The organism is Azospirillum baldaniorum (assembly GCF_003119195.2).
GTDB lineage: Bacteria > Pseudomonadota > Alphaproteobacteria > Azospirillales > Azospirillaceae > Azospirillum > Azospirillum baldaniorum.
The window spans coordinates 359,246-375,378 of sequence record NZ_CP022255.1 but is presented as its reverse complement, the minus strand read 5'-3'; the positions used below and the strand labels follow the sequence as shown (position 1 = coordinate 375,378).

Here is a 16,133-nt window from a genome sequence, read left to right as displayed (position 1 = left end):
GGGACGCCATGTCGGAGCCGGACGTCATCGTCGTCGGGGGTGGCCTGCACGGCTGCTCCACCGCGCTGCACCTCGCCATGCGCGGGGTCCGGGCGCTGGTGCTGGAGAAGGACCACATCGGCCGCCACGCCTCCGGCGTGAACGCCGGCGGGGTGCGCCAGCTCGGCCGCCATGCCGCGGAGGTGCCGCTGTCCGTCGCCTCCATGGCGCTGTGGCACGGCATCCGCGACCTCGTGGACGACGATTGCGGCTTCGAAAGCCACGGCCAGCTCAAGGTCGCCGAGACCGAGGCGGAGCTGGACTCCTGCCGGGACCGGGCGGCCCAGCTCGCCGCACTCGGCTTCACGCACGAGGAGGTGGTGGATCAGGCGGAGCTGCGCCGCCTCGTCCCGTCCATCGCGGAGCATTGCCTCGGCGCGCTGGTGTCGCGCCGCGACGGGGCGGCCATCCCCTACCGCACGACCTTCGCCTTCAAGCGCAAGGCGGAGAGCCTGGGCGCCCGCTTCCACGAAGGGGCGGCGGTGGCGCGGGTCGCCCGCTCGGGCCGCAACTGGCGGGTGGAGACGGCGGACGGCGCCGCGCACGAGGCGCCGGTGCTGGTCAACTGCGCCGGGGCCTGGGCCGACCGGCTGGCCGCCCAGCTCGGCGAGCCGGTGCCGCTGGAGGTCATCGCGCCCATGCTGATGATCACCGCCCGCGTGCCCCCCTTCCTCAAGCCGGTGGTCGGGGCGACGGGCCGCACCCTGTCCTTCAAGCAGTTTCCCAATGGGACGGTGCTGATCGGCGGCGGGCTGCTGGGCCGCGCCTACCGCGACGAGAACCGGACGGATCTGGACTTCGCCAACGTCACCACCAACGCCCGCACGGTGTGGGACCTGTTCCCGATCATGCGCAGCGCCACCATCGTCCGCGCCTGGGCGGGGATCGAGGCGCGGATGCCCGACGACATCCCGGTGATCGGCCCCAGCGGCACGGAGGAAGGGGTGTTCCACGCCTTCGGTTTCTCCGCCCACGGCTTCCAGCTCGGCCCGATCGTCGGGCGGATCACCGCCGACCTGATCACCCGCGGGGCGACCGACCTGCCCATCGACGCCTTCCGCATCCAGCGATTCCGCCACACAGCGGCCGCCGCGTGACCGCTCCGGCGGAGCGGCCTTTTCAGGAGACCCACGTTTTGACGATTCAGCGTTTCGATTGCGGCCCGCGGATGAGCGAGATGGTCGTTCATAACGGCACCGTCTATCTGTGCGGCCAGATCGCCGATTTCGAGGCCATGGGCGGCGTGACCCACGACGTGCCGGCGCAGACCCGCGACGTGCTGCGCCAGATCGACGTTCTGCTGGAGCGCGCCGGCACGGACAAGAGCCGGCTGCTCACCGCCACCGTCTATCTCGCCGACATGGCCGGCTTCGCGGCGATGAACGCCGCCTGGGACGCCTGGGTGGATCGCGCCAACGCCCCGGCCCGCGCGACCGTCGAGGCCAAGCTCGCCGACCCAGACCTGCTGGTCGAGATTCAGGTGATCGCCGCCCTCTGATCGGCTCCTACCGATTTACCAAACCGGAGTTTTCCATGAAACGTCTGGCCCTCGGGCTGGCGATGGGCCTGTGCGCCCTCGCGGCGGCCGTCCCCACGGCCTCGCGCGCCGACGGTCCGCCGCTGCGCATCGCGACGGAGGGCGCCTACCCGCCCTTCAACATGACCTCTCCCGACGGCACGCTCGGCGGGCTGGAGGTGGAGCTGGCCAACGCGCTGTGCGAGCGCATTAAGCGGCGCTGCACCCTGGTCGCCCAGGATTGGGACGGCATCATCCCCGGCCTGCTGTCGCGCCGCTACGACGCGATCATGGCGACCATGAACATCACGCCGGAGCGCGCGAAGGCCATCGCCTTCTCCGCCCCCTACATGGTCGTACCGGCCTATTTCGTCGCGGCCACCGGCGGCGGCATTGACGGAACCGAGGCCACCCTGGCCGGCAAGTCGGTCGGCGCCCAGACCTCGACCACCCATTACCGCTACGTCGAGAAGCACTTCGGCAAGACCGTCTCGCTGAAGAACTACGACACCGCGTCGAACCTGCTGGCCGACCTGAAGAGCGGGCGCATCGACGCCGCCATCACCACCGGCGCCACCGCATCCGACTGGGTGAAGGCCGACGCCTCGAAATCGCTCCAGCTCGTCGGCAAGCCGCTGGTCGACGCCGAGGTGTTCGGCCCCGGCGTGGGCGTCGGCCTGCGCAAGGAGGACGCGGACCTCAAGGCCGCCTTCGACGCCGCCATCGCCTCGGTCGTCCAGGACGGCACGCTGGCCCGCATCGCCGCCAAGTACGTCGACTTCACTGTCACCCCCTGAAAACCAAGCCCTGACCAACAACCGTACCGATACCAACCAAAACCGGGAGAGTTCTCGTGATCAAGCGCGTTGAAAAGACCAAGATCATGCACCGCGTCGTCGTCAGCAACGGCATCGCCTTCCTCGGCGGCATCATCGCCGACGACGTCAGCGTCGGCATGCAGGAGCAGACCGCCCAGATTTGCCGGAAGCTGGACGCCGTGCTCGCCATGGCCGGCACGGACAAGACCAAGCTGCTGTCCGCCCAGCTCTTCATCACCGACATGAAGGCCAAGGACGGCATGAACGCCGCGTGGCTGGAGTGGCTGAACGGCGACGACCTGCCGGCCCGCGCCACCATCGGCGTCGCCGACCTGGGCGACCCGTCGATCCTGATCGAGGTCGTGGTGACGGCGGCCGTTTAACCACTCCCAAACGAACAGGGGCGCCCGGCACCGTGATGGTGCGGCGGGCGCCCCCGGTCAACGAGCCCGACCGTGATCGGCGGTCGGCCTCACGCCATGTCCTCACGCCATGTGGCGGAGGACTTCGTTGCTGCCGCGCCAGATCATGTCGAGCGCGACGTAGGAGATGATGGCGAGGCCGACCCAGCCGATCCAGCGGTGCTTGTGCAGCACATGCGCGATCATGTTGGCGGCCGCACCCATCAGAACGACCGACAGCACCAGACCGATCACCAGGATGGTCGGGTGTTCCTTGGCGGCGCCGGCCACCGCCAGCACGTTGTCGAGCGACATCGACACGTCCGCCACCACGATCTGCCAGATGGCAGCACCAAAGGTGGTCGCTCCGGCCGCCGCGACGGCGGCGTTGCCCGCCACACCGGCGGTGACGGTGCCCGAGGGGTCGGGCGCGTCCATCGCCTCGTCGGGGGCGATCTCGTCGGCGCCGTGGCTGCGCAGCTCGCGGAACATCTTCCAGCACACCCAGAGCAGCAGGACGCCGCCCGCCAGGGTCAGGCCGATGATGGCGAGGAGCTGAGTGGTGATGAGGGCGAAGAACACGCGCAGCCCCATGGCGGCGGCGATCCCCCAGAAGATGACCTTGCGGCGCTGGGCCAGCGGCACCGCCGCGGCGGCCATGCCGACCACGATGGCGTTGTCGCCGGCCAGAACGAGGTCGATGGCGATGACTTGAAGCAGCGCGGCGAGCGCTTCGGCTGTGAACAGATCGGTCATGCGGTGCCTTCCTCTAGCATAGGGCAAGAGAGCAGCACCCACGGGCGGGACCAGGCACACGGCAGAAACGCTGCCGGCAGGGGCGGGCGGGGGCCACTCTGAATGTCTCCAGTCCGACATCACAGTTCAGGGAACTGTCAGAGGGGCCCGGCCTGGTAAGCCGGTCTTTATACCAACACGCCGGATTCCACCACTTCGGTTTCGCCGGGGCGGCCATGCGATCCTGTGTGGGGTGGGGCGGCACGCCCTTGGACATGGGCGTGCCGTTTTGCCCGGTCAGAGCGGCCCCGTCAGAGAGGCAGGCTGCCGACCGGCGTGCCGTCCGCCACCTCGATGGACAGGGAGGTCCAGCGTGGCGCCCGGCCGCCGCTGCGGCTCACTGACAGGGCGGCCGCGTCCGTGCCGCTGATGGTCAGCAGGCAGACGGACTCCTCGCGGCACACGCTCTCCCCGTCGTCGTCGAACAGGGTCAGCGGGGCGTAGCCCTCCGGACCGGGGAAGCAGCGGACGGTCAGCGGACCGTCGGCCCAGGAGGGGGCGGGGCCGAGCGGCAGCAGCGTGCCGGCCCGGACGAAGGCCGGGGACACGCCCAGCGGCGCCGCCACGGTGACGCGCCCGCCGCCGTCGTAACGCCGGCCGTCGCGCAGGTCGTACCAGCCGCCGGGCACCGCCGGCAGCCAGACCTCCAGCTCCGTCCGGCCGGGGTCGAGGACCGGGGCGACCAGCAGCCGGTCGCCGACCATGGTGCTGTCCTCCTCCCCGTAGGCGGTGGGCTGGTCGGGGAAGTCGTAGAACAGCGGCCGCATCACCGGGTCATGGTCGCGGTGCGCCCGCCACAGCAGCGTGTAGAGCAGCGGCACCAGCCGCTCCCGCCAGTCGAGCGCGGCCTTCACCTGGGGCAGCAGCTCCGGATAGGTCCAGGGCTCGGTGACGCTGCCGTCGTCGTTCCAGGAATGGATGGTGAAGCGCGGCCACCACACCGCCTGCTCGATCCAGCGCATCAGCAGCTCCGGCTCCGGCCGGGGACCGGCGAAGCCGCCGACGTCGTGGCCGTAGTCGAACAGCCCCGACAGGCTGAAGCCGTGCCCCATGCGCAGGTTCCAGCGCAGCGTCTTCCAGCTCGTCCGGTTGTCGCCCGACCAGGTCTGCACATAGCGCTGGAGGCCCGGCCCGCCGGAGCGCGAGATCAGGTAGGGGCGCTTGTCCGGGGCGTGCGCCACCTGGGCCAGATGCGAGGCGCGGATCATCAGATGGGTCTGCACCGGGCGCAGCGTCGCCATCGTGCCGCCATGGCCGTTGACGTCGCAGACCGCCGCGTCGTCCCAGATCTCGAACTCGTTGTTGTCGTTCCAGGTCGAGCCGATGCCGCGTTCCAGCAGCTCCCGCGTGACGTTCGCCATCCACCAGCGCGTGGTTGCCGGGTTGGTGAAGTCGAGATAGGCGCCGTCGCCGCCCCAGAACTGGGTGGTCTGCGGGCGGTCCGGGGCGTCGCTGTCGCGCACGAAGCCGCCGAAGCCCTGGACCTCGGCGAATTTCGGATGGTCGTCGAGCAGTGCCGGCTTGATGTTGGCGACGAGATGGACGCCGGCCTCGGCGAACTTGGCGGTCACCGCCTCCGGCTCGGGGAACTTGTCGCGGTTCCAGTGGAAGACGTAGCGCTTGTCGCCGATCATCGTGTAGCCGGACGACATCTGGAACGACCCGCAGGGCAGGCCGTGCTCCCTCAGCGCGTCGAGGAATCCGAGCAGCCGCACCCCGGCGTCCGGCGCGTCGGTGTACTGCATGGTCGAGCCGGAATAGCTGATCGCCCAGCGCGGCCGGAAGGAGGTGCGGCCGGTCAGGGCGGTGAAGTTCGCCACCACCTGCGGAACGCTCGGGCCGAACAGGACGTAGCAGTCGAGGTCGCCGTCCGACGCCTCGAAGCGGATGAAGTCGCCGTGGTAGGCGTCGATGGTCTGGCCGAGGTCGAAGAGACCGCGCGACAGGTTGTCGTAGAAGACGCCGACCGCCGCCCCGCCGCGCTCCGGCCGCACGCTGAGGCAGAAGGGGATGTGCTTGTAGAGCGGGTCGCTCGTCTCCGCGTCGTAGCCGAGCGCGTCGGTCGTCCCCATGGCGAGGCGCCGGCCGCGCTTGTCGGTGCCGCCGCTCTTGTCGCCGAAGCCGTGGTAGCGCTCCCCGGCGTGGCTGACCAGATGGTGGGCGAAGCGGGGGGAGCGGTCGTCGAACAGGTAGGGCTGGGTCGGCCGGTCGGCGAGGACGAGGCGCCAGCCGTCGCCCTCCGCCGCCGGCTCGTACCAGCGCAGCGCCAGGGGCGAGCGCTGGACCACGACGCGCCAGCCGGGGGTGGTGACGGTGACGCAGTCGGCGCTCTCCTCGACCGCTGCCGGCGTGCCGGGGAAGCCGGTCAGGTCGCGGCGGTCGCGCCCGTCGATGGGGTCGGCCAGCGCGGGGTCGGTCTCGCCCGACAGCTCGGGCGCCAGCGACCAGGTGCGCGGCGTGCGCAGCCCGCCCGGCCGCTCGATGAGGACGCGCGCCAGCGCGGGCCCCAGCGGGAACAGGGTCAGGCGGTAGCCGCGGTCGAGGTCGAAGGCGATCCCTTGGGGGCCGGCTTGCGCCCCGTCGCGGGACAGGGCGGGCGCAACGAGGGAGGCGCCGGTCAGCGTGCGCATGGCGCGTGAACTCCTGACGTCATGAGACCTGAGGTTTGGGGGGAGCCGGCTCCCGGGGGCGGGACCCGGCTTGCGTCCCGCTTACTTGATGAGGCCGAACAGGCTGGGCAGCCAGAGCGACAGGCCGGGCACGTAGGTGACCACCAGCAGCGCCGCGGTGCTCCAGGCGAAGAGAGGGATCAGCGGCCGGATCACCTGCTCGATCGACACGCGCGCCACGGCGCAGCCGATGAACAGGGCGCTGCCGGTCGGCGGCGAGACGATGCCGAGCGACAGGTTGAACACCAGGATCACCCCGAAATGCACCGGGTCCACCCCCAGCTCCACCAGCACCGGCAGGAAGATCGGCGTGAAGATCAGGATGCCCGGCGTGATGTCGAGGAAGGTGCCCATCAGCAGCAGCACGATGTTGACCAGCAGCAGGGCGATGATCCAGTTGCCGGACACCGACTGCACCCAGTCGCCGATGATCTGCGGGATCTCGGCCAGCGACATCACATAGGCCATCGCCATGGAGGTGCCGACCATCAGCGCCACCACCGCCGTCGCGACGATGGTGTCCACCAGGATCTGCCCGATGTCGTCCAGCGACAGCTCCCGGTAGGCGAGCGCCAGGGCGAGCGCGTAGACGACCGCGATGGCCGATCCCTCGGTCGCGGTGAAGACGCCGCCGACGATGCCGCCGATCACCACCACGATCAGCCCCAGGCTGGGCAGGGCGGACAGCAGGGCGCGCGAGGACTGGGACAGGGTGGGGGAGGGCAGGCGGGCGTAGCCGCGCTTCTTCGCCATCATCCAGGCCGGGATCATCACCGCCAGGCCGAGCAGGATGCCCGGCAGATAGCCGGCCACGAACAGCGCCGCGATGGAGGTGCCGCCCGACACCAGCGAATAGACGATGAAGGCGCCCGACGGCGGGATCAGCAGACCGGTGATGCAGGAGGAGATGTTGACCGCCGCGGTGTAGCTGCGGTCGTAGCCGGCCTTGTCCATCGACGGCTGCATGGTGCCGCCGATGGCCGAGGCGGCGGCCACCGCCGACCCCGACACGCAGCCGAACATCATGTTGGCGAGAATGGTGATCTGCGCCAGCGGTCCGGGCATCCAGCCGACGAAGACCTTGGCGCAGTCGATCAGGCGGCGGGCGATGCCGCCGCGGTTCATGATCGATCCGGCCATGAAGAAGAAGGGGATCGCCAGCAGCGCGAAGCTGTCCAGGCCGGTGGCGATGCGCTGCGCCGTCACCGAGATCGCCGGCAGCGGCGGCATGATGGTCAGCAGCGCCGTGATCGAGGCGAGCCCGGTGGCGTAGGAGATGGGAACGCCGAAGGCCAGAAGGGCGACGAAGGCGGCGCTGAGGACGAGGGCGGGGGAGAAGTCCATGGCTGCGTTTCCGCGACGGATAGGGTGGGCGTCATACCGACGGCACCTGAAGGCGCCGCCGGCATGACCCTCTCGATCAATGCCAAGGCATTGATCTGCCGGGTTTCACGGCTGGAAAATGATGGAAGTGATCATTTTCCAGCCGTATCAGTCGAGCGAGACGGCGTGGCTGGTCACGCCCGGCCCTTCGCGCAGGCTCTCCAGCAGGGCGATGACCATGTAGATCAGGGTCAGCACGCCGGAGAGCGGGATCACCGCGTAGACCATCCACATCGGCAGCTGGAGCGCCGGCGTGACCTGGCCGAGCGTGCGCGCCTTGTCCACCAGCAGCCAGCCGCCGCCGCACAGGATCGTCACCGTGAACAGCGCGACCAGCGCCGCGATGGCGATCTCGACGCCGCCGCGCGGCCGGGCCGGCAGAAGGTCCACCAGCCCGGTGATGGCGATGTGCCCGCGCTTGCCCAGCACATAGGCCGAGCCGAGCAGGCTGACCCAGATGAAGGCGAAGCGGGCGATCTCGTCCGTCGCCGACGTCGAGACGTTGAGCGCGTAGCGGGCGACGACCTGCCACACCACGCAGCCCAGCATGGCGACCGTCAGCGGGATCGTGATGGCGAGCACGACGCGGTCGAGCGTGCGGTGGATGGATGCCAGCATGGGGGCGCTCCTCTGTTTCGACGCGGCGAGCGGGCGGGGCGGGGTCTTACTTGACCGCCTGGATGCGGTCGGCGAGCGTGGCCAGCGCCGGGGTGGCCTTCAGGTCGTCGTACATGGGCTGCACCATCTGACGGTAGGCGGCCTTGTCGGCGTCCACGAACTTGACCCCCATCTTCGCCGCCTCGCCCTCGGCCTTCTCCAGCTCGGCCGTCCAGCGCGCGTTGTGGGCCTTGGCGCTGTCGCGGGCGGCTTGGCGCAGAAGTTCCTGCTGCTCCGGCTTCAGGCGGTCCAGCGTCGAGGTGGCGACCAGCACCACGTCGGGCACGCGGGTGTGCTCGTCGCGGGTGTAGACCTTCATCACCTCGCCGTGGCGGGCCAGGGTCAGGGCGGTCACGTTGTTCTCCGCCCCGTCGACGACGCCGGACTGCAGGGCCGTGTAGACCTCGCCCCAGGCCAGCGGGGTGGCGGTGGCGCCCAGCAGGTTGATCATGCGGGTGGCGATCGGGCCGGGCTGGACGCGGACCTTCAGGCCCTTCAGGTCCTCCGGCTTGGCCAGCGGCTTGTTGGCGTAGAAGCTGCGCGTGCCGTTGTCGTAGTAGGCGAGGCCGACGAAGGCCTTGGCGCGGCTGGAGGCCAGGATCTCGTCGCCCACCGCGCCCTCGACCACCTTGAAGAAATGGTCGTTGTCGCGGAACAGGAAGGGCATGTCGTAGACGCCGAAACCCGGCTCGAAGGCGGCGAGCGGCGAGGCGTTGGCGTGCACAAGGTCGAGCGCGCCGTTCTGCATCTGCTCGATCAGTTCGCGCTGCTGGCCGAGCTGGCCGGCCGGGAACACCTTGATGTCCAGTTCGCCCTTGCTGCGCTCGCGCACCAGCTTGGCGAACTCGTCCAGCGAGACGTCCACTGGGTGGCCCTTGGCCAGCCCGTGGCCGAGGCGCAGCGTGGTCTTGGCGGCGGCCGGGCCGGCGAGGGTGAGACCCAGAACGGCCGCGGCGAGCAGGGCGGCGTGACGACGGTTCAACGCGAACATGACGGTTCCTCCGGTTATTGTGATTTGGCTGAATCGGTGTGCGGCGATGCGGGCGCTTCGGCGTCGGCCATCGCCCGGTAATGCTCCGCAAGAACGGCGAAAGCGCGCTTGCGGGTGGTCTTGTCCCCGGCGATCAGCCCCTTGCGGTTCCAGCCGCGCTGGAAGGCGGTCTGCCGCCGCTCGGTGCGGAAGTCGTAGAGGATCCAGGGCGTCATCCCGCGCACGTAAGATGCGGTGGCGAGGATGGCGAGCTGCTCGCGGTAGACCGCCTCCTGGCAGTCCTCGGTGAAGAGCTGGCGCGGACCGCCGCGCAAGCCCGCCACCGCGTCGGCCCCGAATTCGGAGATGATGACCGGCTTTCCGGGGGCGGAGTTGGCGAGCAGCCGGCGCAGCCCGTCGAAGGAAGGCTCGTACCAGCCGAAATACTCGTTGAGTCCGATCACGTCGAGATGGTCGGCCAGCCGGTCGGCGATGGCGAACCGCTCGCGGTCGATCAGGCAGGCCGCGGTCACCAGCCGCGTCGGGTCCAGCTGGCGGGCCAGCGCGGCCAGACGCGCCATGAAGGACAGGCGGGCGTCGGTGTCGGCGTTCTCGTTGCCGACGCCCCACAGGATCGTGCTGGCCCGGTTGCGGTCACGGGCGATCAGCTCGGCGAGCTGGTTCGCAGCGTCCTCGTAGGTGTCGGGGTTGGCGAAGTCGATGGCCCAGTAGACCGGGATCTCCGACCACAGCATCAGCCCGACCTCGTCGGCGATGGCCGCCGCCCGCGGGTCGTGCGGGTAATGGGCGAGGCGGAGGACGTTGCAGCCCAGCGCCTTGGCGTCGGCGTAGCGGCGGCGGATGTCCGCCTCGTCGCTGGTCTTGCCGAGCGTGAGATCATCCTCATGCACCGAGACGCCGCGCAGGGTGATGTTGCGCCCGTTGAGGAGGATGCGCTCGCCCGCCACGGCAATCTCGCGGAAGCCGACGCGGTCGGCCACGGCATCGGCGCCAAAGCGCAGGGTGACGCCGTAGAGGCGCGGCGACTCCGGCGACCACAGCTCCGGAGCGAGGTCGAACTCCACCCGCCCGCGCCCGGCGGTGACGGGAATGGGGGAGGGCGGCAACAGCCCGTCGATGGCGACGGTGGCGGTGCCGTCCACCGGGTCGGACAGGGTGACGTCCACGGCGACGCGGCGGAGGCCGCTGCCCGGCACCAGCGCCACGCCGAAGTTCCGGATGAACAGCGCCGGCAGGCGCAGCAGTGTCACGGAGCGGTAGAGGCCGCCGTAGTTGAACCAGTCGGTGTGGCGCATCGGCACCCGGTCGGCCCGGCGCGCGTTGTCGACCTGGATCTGGAGGCGGTTCGCGCCGGGGCGCAGATGCCCGGTCAGTTCGACGCAGAAGGGCGTCGAGGCGCCGCGGTGCGCGCCGAGGAATTGGCCGTTGAGGAAGACGCGCGCCTCGTAGGCGGCGGCGCCGACGTGCAGGACGGTGCGTTCACCGGCCTCGCCCGGTTGATGATCCAGCGTCCGCGTGTACCAGGCCCCGCCCTCGTAGTGCCGCCACTCCGGGCGAAGCATGTTCCAGCAGGCGGGAACCGGGGCGGTCTGCCACGCGCCGTCGTCGTAATCGCGCGGAACGGTCCAGTCCGAGGCCGGCACCGGCTCGTCGGCGTACCATGCCTGGCGCAGCCCTTCGTCATGGGGGTCGATGGCAAATCGCCAGTCGCCATCCAGAGTCTCGACGGCGCGCCCGGCGACGGTCACCAGAGTCGCGGCGCCCACCCGCCCGCGGGCGAAGGCGTCGGCGTAGCTCTCGTCATGAAGATGGTCGTAAGGATCAACGACCGTGGCGCGGTCGGCGCCTTCGGCTGTCATGAGCGTCCTCTCCCTCGTCTTTTTTTCCGCGCCCGCATTGTTGAGGGGGCTTGGTGGGCAATTCGTCCGTCCGCCGGCATCGTTACCGATATCACGGCCGAGGGAAATCGATTACCCTTGCCGAAACAATAGGCGGGCGTGCATCTCTACGCAACCGGTTTTCACGCCGCCGCCCACCGCCAACCCTCTTGCGCAGACCGAGGTGCCATGCCCCCGCCAGCCGACCGCAAGCGCGCCTCGCGCACGGAGCGTGCGTCGCTCGCCCCGTCGCTCGCCCAGGTGGCGGCCCGCGCCGGGGTGTCGGTCGCCACCGCCTCGCGCGTCATCAACGGCGTCGCCAACAAGGCGACGGAGGAGACGGCGGAGCGGGTGCGGGCGGCAATCCGCGAGTTGGGGTACCGGCCCGGCAGCGTCGGGCGGGCGCTGCGCCGCCGGGAGAGCCGCATCGTCGGTGTCCTGGCCGCGAACCTCGCCAACCCCTCCATGGCCGCCATCGCCTCGTCCATCGAATGGTCGCTGCGCGGGGAGGGGCTGGTGATGTCGCTGTGCGACACGCACGAGCGCGCCGACGTGCAGGACGAGTACATCCGCGAAATGCGCGCCCAACTCGTCCGCGCGATGATCCTGGTGGGGGCGGTGGACAGCCCGGCGCTGGACGAGGCGCGGGCCGCCGGCGACACGCTGGTCTTCGTGAACCGCCCGGACCCCGGCGACCCGTCCTCGCCCTATGTCGGGCTCGACAACGCCGGGGCCGGGGCGGAGATCGCCGACCGGCTGCTGGAACGCGGGGTACGCCGCATCGGCGTCCTCCACGCCTCGCTGGACCGCACCGCCGGCCACTGGCGCCTGCTCGGGCTGTTCGACCGGCTGGCCGCGGCGGGGGTGGACACGGCGGCCATTCCCTGCGCCACCGGGCCGGGCCTGGATCACATCGTGGCCGGCTACCACGCCATGGGGACGATGCTGGAGCGGCCGGACCGCCCGCCGGTGATCGTCTGCCTGAGCGACCTGCTGGCCTACGGCGCCTACCGCCGCGCGCGGGAAGCCGGGCTGGAGGTGCCGGGCGACGTGGCCTTCTTCGGCTTCGACGACAACCCGATCAACCCCTGGATCGCCGACTGGCTGAACTCGGTCCGCGTGCCGTCCGACCATTTCGGTCCGGCCATCGTGAGCATGCTGCACCGGCTCTGGAACGGAGAGGAGCGGCCGGCTCCGCTGCTCCTGACCCACCAGCTGACCATCCGCAACCGCCGCCTGCCGGGTGAGACCGCACCGGTCTCGGAGAGTTGATCCGGACGCCGACCCCCGCAAATCGGTGAGCCGTTGCACTGATGCAAGGCTTGTGCTTTGACATGGGGTTGGCCTCTAAGCAGCACATAAATCCCATAAGATAGCTTATGGAAAATAATGGCCTGCCAATAGGTCGGCACGGCATTGTGCTTTATGCCTGTGTCAGTGCACTAAGCTCGCGGTACGGCCACTGGCGCGCGGCGCAGCGCGTTCAGCAGAATCCCGATCGTGGTTCCGTTGTGCAGAACGGCGGTGCCCACCGGGGACAGCAGGCCAAGCGCGGCGGCGCCAAGGATCGCGCTGTTCAGACCGACGGTCAGGCGGTAATTGCGGGCGATCAGCGCCATGGCGGCGTTCGCCGTCTCCTTGGCATCGGCCACCCGTTCGATCCGGTCCTCCAGAAGCGCCACGTCGGCGGTCAGCCGGGCGATGTCGGCTCCCTTCTGCATGGCGATCCCGACATGGGCGCCGGCCAACGCCGGGGCGTCGTTGATGCCGTCGCCGACGAAGGCGATGCGCGCGCCTTCGCGGCTCAGATCCTCGATGATGCGGGCCTTGTCGGTGGGCAGCAGGTCGGCGTGGAAGCCGTCGAGATGCAACTCCGCGGCCAGTTCGGCGGCGCGGTCGCGGTGGTCGCCGGTCAGCATCAACACCCGCTTCACCCCGGCCCGCCGCAATCGCGCGATGGTCGCCGCACTGGCTGCGCGCACGCTGTCCTTCAGCGCCAGAACGCCGGCCAGAACCCCACCGAAGCCGATGAACAGCAGCGTCTTGCCGTCGCGGTGCAGCGCGTCGATGGCCTCGCGGTGGGCCGTGGTGTCGATGCCCTCGTCGTCCTCGATGAAATGGCGGGAGCCGACAACAATGCGCTTGCCGTCGATGACGCTGGCCACCCCGTGGGCGACGATGAACTTCACCTCCTGATGGTCAAAGTGGCGGTTGTGCGTCTCCTTGGCAGCGTTGACCACGGCCATCGCCAGCGGGTGGAAGTAGTGCTCCTCCACCGAGGCGGCGAGGCAGATCAGGTCGTCGGGACTGAAGGTCGGGTCGAAGGCGATGGAATCGGTCACCTGCAGGTCGCCGGTGGTCAGCGTGCCGGTCTTGTCGAAGATCACCGTGTCGGCCTGGGCCAGCCGTTCCAGCGCGTTGGCGCCCTTGATCAGGATGCCCGCCTGCCCCGCGCCATACATGGCCGACTTGAAGGCCACCGGGGTCGCCAGCTTCAGCGCGCAGGAATAGTCGGCCTGGAGCACCGACGCGGCGCTGCGCCAGTCGCCGGTCATCAGGAAGGAGCCGCCGGCCAGCTTCAGCACCGTGGGAACTAGCCGGTCGGCCAGGCGTGCCGCGTCGAGCTGCGCCTCGCTCTTGGCGGTCAGCGACTGTTCGACGTAATCGGCGATGCGGGCGGCGGCGGTGTGGCTGCCGACATGCTCGGCGTAGACGACCAGCCGCCCCTCCTCCATCAGCGTGCCGGACAGGACGGCGGAGCCGCGCTGCTTGACCACCGGAGCGCTCTCGCCGGTCATGGCGGCCTCGTTGACGGTCGCCTCCCCGCTCAGCACCGTGCCGTCCACCGGGATCACCGTCCCGGCGCCGATGACCACGCTGTCGCCGACCAGGACGGTGTCGGCGGGCACCTGGATCTCCACCCCGCCGCGCAGCAGCCACACCTGATCGCTCGACGGGCGCAGCAGCCGCTTCAGCAGCGCGTCCGACCGGCGGGCGATGGAGTCCTCCATATACTCGCCGAGCGCCAGCATGAAGACGGTGGTGTTGGCCGCGGTGAAGTCCCGCCGCGCCAGGGAGATCGCCACCGCCGCCGCTTCCAGCACATGGGAATTGACGCCCTCCCGCCCGTAGATGGCCATGCCCTCGCGCAGCATCGGCATCGCGACGGCCAGCGACAGCGGCAGGCGCAGCGGCATGGGCAACAGGAAGCCGCCGGCCAGCGTGGCGAGGCTGCGGACCAGCGCGGCGCCGCCCGCCCCGCCCTCCGCCGCCGGGGCGGGCGGCGCCGGTTCCGGAATCGGCAGGGCGGCCAGCGCGAGGCACAGCGCCGTGGCGTCGGTCACCGCCGGATCGTAGCGGACGGCCAGCGACCGCGCGGCGCGGCTCGCCCGAACCGACGTCACGCCGGCGACCGCCTCCACCACCCGGTTCAGGGTCGCCGCGTCGTCGGGGGTGCCGGGACGGCAGGCGTAGCGCAGCCGGATGCGCCCCGGAATCCGATGGACCGGCTCCAGCCGCAGGAACCAGGGCAGGCCGCTCATAACGGTCCGGCCTGTTCCGCTTCCAGTTCGGCCTGGAGGTCGGCCATCTGCTCCTTCATCTCGGCGAGGCCACCGGCGAGGTTGCCGTACAGCTTCAGGCCGGACTTCACGATCTTGCCGCGCAGTTCCTCATCGGACAGCACATAGGCCGCCGCCGCCCCGACCAGGAGCCCGACCAGGAACTGCTCGGACCGGCGCGACGGCAGCAAGCCGCTCAGCCCGCCGAGAAGCCCCTGCCCCCGCGCCGCGTTGGCCCCCATGCCACCTCCAATGGGGGCGCCGCCAGCGGCCATGGCGGCTTCGTACTGGCGCTGCTGCTTCTTCAGCTTCTTCAACGCCTTCTTGATCTTCTTAGCCATGGGAGCCCTCGTTCTTCGGCGGTTCTTGCGGCGGCTGTTCCGCCGGATTCAGCAGATGTTCGATCATGACCACGCCCGCTGCCCCGGCGGCGACCGCCAAGGCGAGGCGCGCGTAGTCGCGGTTGCGCAGGGCGTCGGCGGCGACGCTGGCGGCGGCCAGCGCCGCACCGCCCTGCAGGCCGTGACGCAGGATGGTGCGCGGCGCGGGGGGCTCGGCGCCCGTCACCCAGCGGTCCTGGACGGCGGTCAGCAGGCCGGTCGCCACCATGCCGCGCGTGAAGTCGGCGGCGAGCGTGCCGGCCTCCCGCGCCTTGCCGCTTCGCTTCGCGCGCTTCACGCGGCCCCCGGTGCGGCGGACGGCGCCGGCTCAGACTTTGCCGGCTCCGCCACATCTTCCTTTGCGAGCTCCGCCTCGGCGGGCGCCGCGTCCACCGGGGCTTCCTCAACCGGCTCCTGTTCGGCCGCGTTCGCGGGCGTGGCGAGACGGGAGCGCAGACCGGCGGAGGTCCTCTCGATGGCCAGCAGGCCGGTGACCGCGGCCTCGCGCACCGCGGTCTGGGCCTTGCCGGCGCCCTCGCGGGCGGCGGCCCTCACATCGACGGACTTGAGGTCGGCGATCTTGGGATCGGCCTTGGCCTTGGCATTTTTCACCATCCGGACGCCGATGGCCCCGGCGATCACGCCGGACGCGAATGTCAGAAGCGGCAGCATCATGGTCTCCTTTCCGGCGCACCGCCCGCAAACCCGGCAGTGGCGATGCGCAGCAGCGTCCTCGCCGCCGCGCTGGCTTCCCCGCGCAGCAGATCCGGCCACGCTGAGGGCGGGATCACCGTGGGGTCGTATTCGATGGTGCAGGAGCGGGCGAGCGGGTTCAGCGCGACGGAGCGGATGCCCTCCGCCCCGGTGAGCGCCCGGTGCAGCGCCCTGGCGTCGTCGGCCAGCGCCACCAGACCGCGCTCCGCGGCGCCGTCGAGCTTCAGCCGCACCCGGCCCGGAATGTGGTGCGCGATGGTCAGGGCGGCGGCCAGCCGGTTCAGGAATTCGTCGGGCATGCTCGGTTTTCGGTCGGTCATTGGAGGCGGACAG

16 protein-coding genes are annotated in these 16,133 nt (G+C 70.4%); 5 read left to right on the top strand and 11 right to left on the bottom strand.

Translation table 11 applies throughout. The features are described from left to right. Positions 1-8 precede the first annotated feature (8 nt). From Sp245p_RS23960 to Sp245p_RS23945, 4 genes are read left to right on the top strand one after another with little or no spacing between them, the layout of a single operon-like run. Positions 9-1,136 (top strand): NAD(P)/FAD-dependent oxidoreductase, encoded by a 1,128-nt coding sequence (locus tag Sp245p_RS23960; protein WP_014199019.1) that lies wholly within the window; start codon positions 9-11, stop codon positions 1,134-1,136. Positions 1,137-1,174: 38 nt separating this feature from the next. Next, positions 1,175-1,537, top strand: coding sequence for a RidA family protein (locus Sp245p_RS23955; RefSeq protein WP_041813769.1), 363 nt, complete (start codon positions 1,175-1,177; stop codon positions 1,535-1,537). A 35-nt stretch (positions 1,538-1,572) separates the two neighbouring features. Next, positions 1,573-2,352: a transporter substrate-binding domain-containing protein gene (locus Sp245p_RS23950; protein ID WP_014199021.1), complete on the top strand. Its 780-nt coding sequence runs from the start codon at positions 1,573-1,575 to the stop codon at positions 2,350-2,352. Between the two features lie 56 nt (positions 2,353-2,408). Continuing rightward, the gene (locus tag Sp245p_RS23945) at positions 2,409-2,756 is read left to right on the top strand and encodes a RidA family protein (protein WP_014199022.1); all 348 of its coding nucleotides are present in this window, start codon (positions 2,409-2,411) and stop codon (positions 2,754-2,756) included. A 102-nt stretch (positions 2,757-2,858) separates the two neighbouring features. Here Sp245p_RS23945 and Sp245p_RS23940 read toward each other — a convergent pair whose 3' ends face one another. The 6 genes from Sp245p_RS23940 to Sp245p_RS23915 all read right to left on the bottom strand — a co-directional run bounded on the left by Sp245p_RS23940 (position 2,859) and on the right by Sp245p_RS23915 (position 11,128). Further along, positions 2,859-3,530, bottom strand: a complete 672-nt coding sequence (locus tag Sp245p_RS23940; RefSeq protein WP_014199023.1) for a TerC family protein — start codon at positions 3,528-3,530, stop codon at positions 2,859-2,861. Positions 3,531-3,820: 290 nt separating this feature from the next. After that, positions 3,821-6,199, bottom strand: coding sequence for a glycoside hydrolase family 31 protein (locus Sp245p_RS23935; RefSeq protein ID WP_109138962.1), 2,379 nt, complete (start codon positions 6,197-6,199; stop codon positions 3,821-3,823). A gap of 81 nt (positions 6,200-6,280) precedes the next feature. Further along, positions 6,281-7,582 (bottom strand): TRAP transporter large permease, encoded by a 1,302-nt coding sequence (locus Sp245p_RS23930; RefSeq protein WP_014199027.1) that lies wholly within the window; start codon positions 7,580-7,582, stop codon positions 6,281-6,283. 147 nt (positions 7,583-7,729) lie between these two features. Continuing rightward, the gene (locus Sp245p_RS23925) at positions 7,730-8,239 is read right to left on the bottom strand and encodes a TRAP transporter small permease (protein ID WP_014199028.1); all 510 of its coding nucleotides are present in this window, start codon (positions 8,237-8,239) and stop codon (positions 7,730-7,732) included. 46 nt (positions 8,240-8,285) lie between these two features. Then, on the bottom strand, positions 8,286-9,269 hold the full coding sequence (locus Sp245p_RS23920; RefSeq protein ID WP_014199029.1) for a TRAP transporter substrate-binding protein: 984 nt from the start codon (positions 9,267-9,269) through the stop codon (positions 8,286-8,288). Between the two features lie 14 nt (positions 9,270-9,283). Further along, positions 9,284-11,128 carry a glycoside hydrolase family 2 protein gene (locus tag Sp245p_RS23915; RefSeq protein WP_109138961.1) on the bottom strand — a complete coding sequence of 615 codons (1,845 nt, stop codon included), beginning with the start codon at positions 11,126-11,128 and terminating at the stop codon, positions 9,284-9,286. A gap of 207 nt (positions 11,129-11,335) precedes the next feature. Here Sp245p_RS23915 and Sp245p_RS23910 point away from each other — a divergent pair, with 207 nt between their 5' ends. After that, entirely contained in the window at positions 11,336-12,418 is a 1,083-nt protein-coding gene (locus Sp245p_RS23910) for a LacI family DNA-binding transcriptional regulator (protein WP_014199032.1), read from the top strand. A gap of 170 nt (positions 12,419-12,588) precedes the next feature. Here the strand turns inward: Sp245p_RS23910 and Sp245p_RS23905 are convergent, their stop codons facing one another. From Sp245p_RS23905 to Sp245p_RS23885, 5 genes are read right to left on the bottom strand one after another with little or no spacing between them, the layout of a single operon-like run. Next, complete coding sequence (locus Sp245p_RS23905; RefSeq protein ID WP_109138960.1) at positions 12,589-14,688, bottom strand: heavy metal translocating P-type ATPase; 2,100 nt, start codon at positions 14,686-14,688, stop codon at positions 12,589-12,591. After that, complete coding sequence (locus Sp245p_RS23900) at positions 14,685-15,047, bottom strand: YtxH domain-containing protein (protein ID WP_014199035.1); 363 nt, start codon at positions 15,045-15,047, stop codon at positions 14,685-14,687. The genes Sp245p_RS23905 and Sp245p_RS23900 overlap by 4 nt, the downstream gene beginning before the upstream one ends. Beyond that, positions 15,040-15,384 carry a hypothetical protein gene (locus Sp245p_RS23895; RefSeq protein ID WP_014199036.1) on the bottom strand — a complete coding sequence of 115 codons (345 nt, stop codon included), beginning with the start codon at positions 15,382-15,384 and terminating at the stop codon, positions 15,040-15,042. Before Sp245p_RS23895 ends, Sp245p_RS23900 begins: the two co-directional genes overlap by 8 nt. Further along, a complete protein-coding gene (locus tag Sp245p_RS23890; protein WP_052584497.1) occupies positions 15,381-15,761 on the bottom strand; it encodes a hypothetical protein in 381 nt (126 codons plus the stop codon). The genes Sp245p_RS23895 and Sp245p_RS23890 overlap by 4 nt, the downstream gene beginning before the upstream one ends. Then, a complete protein-coding gene (locus tag Sp245p_RS23885) occupies positions 15,758-16,099 on the bottom strand; it encodes a cation transporter (RefSeq protein ID WP_109138959.1) in 342 nt (113 codons plus the stop codon). Before Sp245p_RS23885 ends, Sp245p_RS23890 begins: the two co-directional genes overlap by 4 nt. Between the last annotated feature and the right edge of the window lie 34 nt (positions 16,100-16,133).